Genomic DNA, 3,827 nt, shown 5'->3' with positions numbered 1-3,827 from the left:
CATGACCTGCAACAAGAACGGCATCCCGAACGACCCGCAGAAGCCGATGATCACCAGCGGCATCCGCCTCGGCTCGCCGGCGATGACCACGCGCGGCTTCAAGGAAGAACAGGCGCGGCTGACCGCCAATCTGATCGCCGACGTGCTCGACAAGCCGCACGACGAGGCGAACATCGCGGCGGTGCGCGCGAAGGTCGCGGCGCTGACGAAGGATTTCCCGGTCTACCGCTGATCCGCGATGCGCTGCCCTTTCTGCGGCCACGTCGACACGCAGGTCGTCGAGACCCGCGAGTCCGACGAGGGTGACCAGATCCGCCGGCGGCGGCGCTGCACGCACTGCGACAAGCGCTTCACCACCTATGAGCGCGCCGAGATCGCGCTGCCGTCGGTCGTCAAGAAGGACGGCACGCGCGCCGAGTTCGAGCTGACCAAGCTGCGTGCCTCGATGGCGCTGGCGCTGCGCAAGCGGCCGGTGAGCGTGGAGCAGATCGACGCGGCGGTCGACCGCATCCAGGAGAAGCTGCTCAACAGCGGCGCCAAGGAAGTCAGCTCCACCCGGCTGGGGGAACTGGTGATGCGCGAGCTCAAGCGCATCGACAAGGTGGCCTACGTGCGCTTCGCTTCCGTCTACCGTTCCTTCGAGGACGTGGACGAGTTCCGGCAACTCATCCGGGACATTTGAGACACCTCCCCCGCCCGGGGGAACCCACGGCCAGGGGCCCCGCAGCGGGGCCCGCCTCACCGCCCCTGAGCGGGACGCGCAAAGAGGTCTCGATTCCTAGAGTTCGTGCATCGCATCTGCGGAGCACGACATGGAATCACGCAACGGACAACATGGCCTGACGCTCGTCGAAGCCGGCGTCGTCGTCGCCATCGTCGCCGCCGCGGCCACGGCCGCCGTGCCCGGGCTGCAGCGGCTGATCGAGCACCGCCGGCTCGACGCCGCCGCCACGCGCCTGGCCGCCGATCTGCAGCTCGCCCGCAACGAGGCCATCGCCCGCAACCGCGTGGTGCGCGTCGTCCGCGACGAGACGGCGGGCTGCTACCTGCTGCACACCGGAGCGGCCGGCAGCTGCCGCTGCAGCGCCGACGGCACCGCCGCCTGCGACGCCGGCGGCAGCCTGATCCGCAGCGCGGCGGCCAGCCATCGCATCGCGCTGCAGTCCAACACCACCACCATCGCCTTCGACCCGCTGCACGGCACCGTGACGCCGACGGCGACCTGGCGCGTGACCGCTGCCGACGGCCGCGCCATCCACCACGTCGTCAACGTGATGGGCCGCGTGCGCAGCTGCTCGCCCGAGGCCGCGGTACCCGGCTACCGCGCCTGCTGAACGCTTCACCCCGAGGAGACCGACCATGAACCGTCCGATGACTTCGCGCCGCGGCTCACGCGGCTTCACGCTGATCGAGATCGTCACCGTGCTGGGCGTGGCAGGCGTGCTGTCGAGCATCGCCTGGCCGAGCTTCCAGGGCAGCCTGCAGAAGGCGCGCCGCGCCGAGGCGATGATGGCCATGACGCAGCTGCAGATCGCGCAGGAGCGCTGGTACGCCAACCGCGGCCGCTACGGCAGCCTCGACGAACTGCGCCTGCCGGCGCACACCAGCGCTGGTCACTACCAGCTGTTGGTCAGCGAGGCCGATGCGCAAGGCTACGTGGCCGTCGCGCTGGCCCGCGGCGCGCAGGCGGGCGATGCGGCCTGCCGCCAGCTGCGCCTCACCGTGGCGGGCGGCACGACGACGTATGCCTCGGGCCCGGACGCCAGCGTGGCCAACGACGCGGCCGCCAACCGGCGCTGCTGGAACTTCTGAGCGGAGGCCGCGATGCGCACACACCAGACCGGGCTGTCGCTGGTCGAGCTGATGGTCGGGCTCGCCCTGGGCCTGTTCATCACCGCGGCCGGCCTTGCGGCCTTCGCCGAGCAATGGCGCGAACACCGCCACGCGACCGCGGCCCAGCGGCTGATGCAGGACCTGCGCAGCGTCGGCGACGTGATTGCCCGGGACATCCGCCGCGCCGGCCACTGGGCCGCGCCGGCGGCCTCGGCGCCCAACCCGTATGCCGCCTTCGCGCCCCAGGCCGCCGCCTCCGACGCGGCGCAGTTCGCCTACTCGCGCGATGAGGTGGAGAACGGTGCCCTGGACGGCAACGAGCAGTTCGGATTGCGCCTACGCCGCGGCGTGATCGAACTGCTGCTGGGCGCCGGCAACTGGCAGGCGCTGACCGATGCCGGCACGCTGGTCGTCACCGAGTTCGTGCTGCAGCCGCGAGTCGACAGCGTGTCGCTGCTGGAGCACTGCGCATTTCCCTGCCCGCCGGGGGCGAGCTGCGACGCGCGGGTGGAGGTGCGCCGCCTCGCGATCCGCATCACCGCCCGCGCAGCCGACGACCCATCGCTGGTACGCCGACTCGACACCGTCGTGCGCCTTCGCAACGACGGCGTGAGCGGCGCCTGCCCCGCCTGAGGAGAGACCGCATGAAGCGAGTTCACCGATCTGACCAGCGCGGCGCCGTGACCCTGGCCGTCACGCTGGGGCTGCTGATGGCCATGCTGATCACGCTGCTGGCCGCGAACCGCAACTTGCTGGTGGAGTGGCGACAGTCGGCCAACCAGGTCCACGCCGCGACGGCGTTCGAAGCCGCCGAGGCCGGGCTCGACTGGGCCACTGCGATGCTCAACCAAGACGCACGCATCGGCAGCGACTGCAAGCCTTCGCCGCTGTCCACGCAGACCTTTCGCGAACGCCATCTCGACCCCGCGGTCGCCGACTTCACGCCTCGTGCCTCGACTTCGGCCTGCACGCGCGGTGATACGGGCTGGGTCTGCGCCTGCCCGGGCGGCGCGGGCGCGTTGGATGGAAGTGGCGACGCGGCGTTCGAATTGCGCTTTGAGCCGGCCGGCACGCCGGGACAGGTGCGCCTCACGGCGAGCGGCAGCCACCGCGACGCCACGGCACAGCATGCGGCGCTGCTGGCCCTGCAACCCGCCCTGCCTCACCCGCCGGCCACCGCGCTGACCCTGCGTGCCACCGGCGAGAGCATCGATGCATTCTTCGTACGCCACTTCGGGATCTCGAAGTCGCAATGGCAACGCCAGCCCGCGGTGCACCGGCTCGCATGCGAGGGCGACTGCGGTGCCGCGCTCGCCGTGCTGGCATCGCATGGTGTCACGCTCGTCGCCCTGCCCGGCGACTTGCTGCTGCGCGGCCCGCTCGTCCTCGGCACGCCCGAGCGGCCGATGCTGATCGTGGCCGGCGGCCACGTGCAGATCCAGGGCGCGGTGCAACTGCACGGCGTGATCCACGGTGCCAGCCTCGGCTGGGCAGCGCCCGCCGCCGTCGTGCGCGGCGCCCTGCTCAGCGAGGGCGCAGCCGCCGGCGACGGCTCGATGGACCTCGCGCTCGACAGTACCGTGCTCGACGCGCTGCGCACCCGGCAAGGCAGCTTCGTGCGCCTGCCCGGCGGCTGGCGCGACTTCTGATCCGACGAGGAGACCGACATGCAAGCTTCGTATCGCCGCCGCCAGCGCGGCTTCACGCTGGTCGAGGCGATGGTCGCGGCCGTCGTGCTGGCCATCGGCCTGCTCGCGCTGCTGCGCGTGCAGCCCGAGCTGCGCCAGCATGCCGAGCTGTCGCGGCAGCGCAGCGAAGCGGTGCGCCTGGCGCAGCAGGAGATCGAGGGCCTGCGCGGATTCGCGCAGCTCGGCGGCTACGCGGCCATCGCCGACCATGCCCACACCCTCGAGCCGGACGGCCTGGGCAGCCCGCGCTATGCCGTCGCGCGCCGCGTCGATGCCGTCTCCTGGCCGAAGTCGCGTGTCGTCGAG

At 71.7% G+C, this 3,827-nt stretch carries 6 protein-coding genes and 1 pseudogene; all 7 read left to right on the top strand.

Annotated elements, in window-relative coordinates:
• Nucleotides 1-232: pseudogene (gene glyA, locus AB7U92_RS23445) on the top strand (serine hydroxymethyltransferase); the annotation flags it as partial.
• A 6-nt stretch (nucleotides 233-238) separates the two neighbouring features.
• The gene (gene nrdR / locus AB7U92_RS23440; RefSeq protein WP_428582651.1) at nucleotides 239-682 is read left to right on the top strand and encodes a transcriptional regulator NrdR; all 444 of its coding nucleotides are present in this window, start codon (nucleotides 239-241) and stop codon (nucleotides 680-682) included.
• Nucleotides 683-812: 130 nt separating this feature from the next.
• The gene (locus tag AB7U92_RS23435) at nucleotides 813-1,334 is read left to right on the top strand and encodes a GspH/FimT family protein (RefSeq protein WP_428582649.1); all 522 of its coding nucleotides are present in this window, start codon (nucleotides 813-815) and stop codon (nucleotides 1,332-1,334) included.
• Nucleotides 1,335-1,359: 25 nt separating this feature from the next.
• Nucleotides 1,360-1,812, top strand: a complete 453-nt coding sequence (locus AB7U92_RS23430; protein ID WP_428582647.1) for a type IV pilin protein — start codon at nucleotides 1,360-1,362, stop codon at nucleotides 1,810-1,812.
• 12 nt (nucleotides 1,813-1,824) lie between these two features.
• Nucleotides 1,825-2,466, top strand: a complete 642-nt coding sequence (locus tag AB7U92_RS23425) for a hypothetical protein (protein WP_428582645.1) — start codon at nucleotides 1,825-1,827, stop codon at nucleotides 2,464-2,466.
• An 11-nt stretch (nucleotides 2,467-2,477) separates the two neighbouring features.
• Complete coding sequence (locus AB7U92_RS23420) at nucleotides 2,478-3,482, top strand: hypothetical protein (RefSeq protein WP_428582643.1); 1,005 nt, start codon at nucleotides 2,478-2,480, stop codon at nucleotides 3,480-3,482.
• 18 nt (nucleotides 3,483-3,500) lie between these two features.
• On the top strand, nucleotides 3,501-3,827 hold a 327-nt coding region (locus tag AB7U92_RS23415), incomplete at its 3' end, for a type IV pilus modification PilV family protein (RefSeq protein WP_428582641.1).

This window comes from Piscinibacter sp., from assembly GCF_050175855.1.
Lineage (GTDB): Bacteria > Pseudomonadota > Gammaproteobacteria > Burkholderiales > Burkholderiaceae_C > Piscinibacter.
The sequence above is the reverse complement of the archived record's forward strand: the minus strand, read 5'-3'. Positions and strand labels throughout refer to the sequence as shown.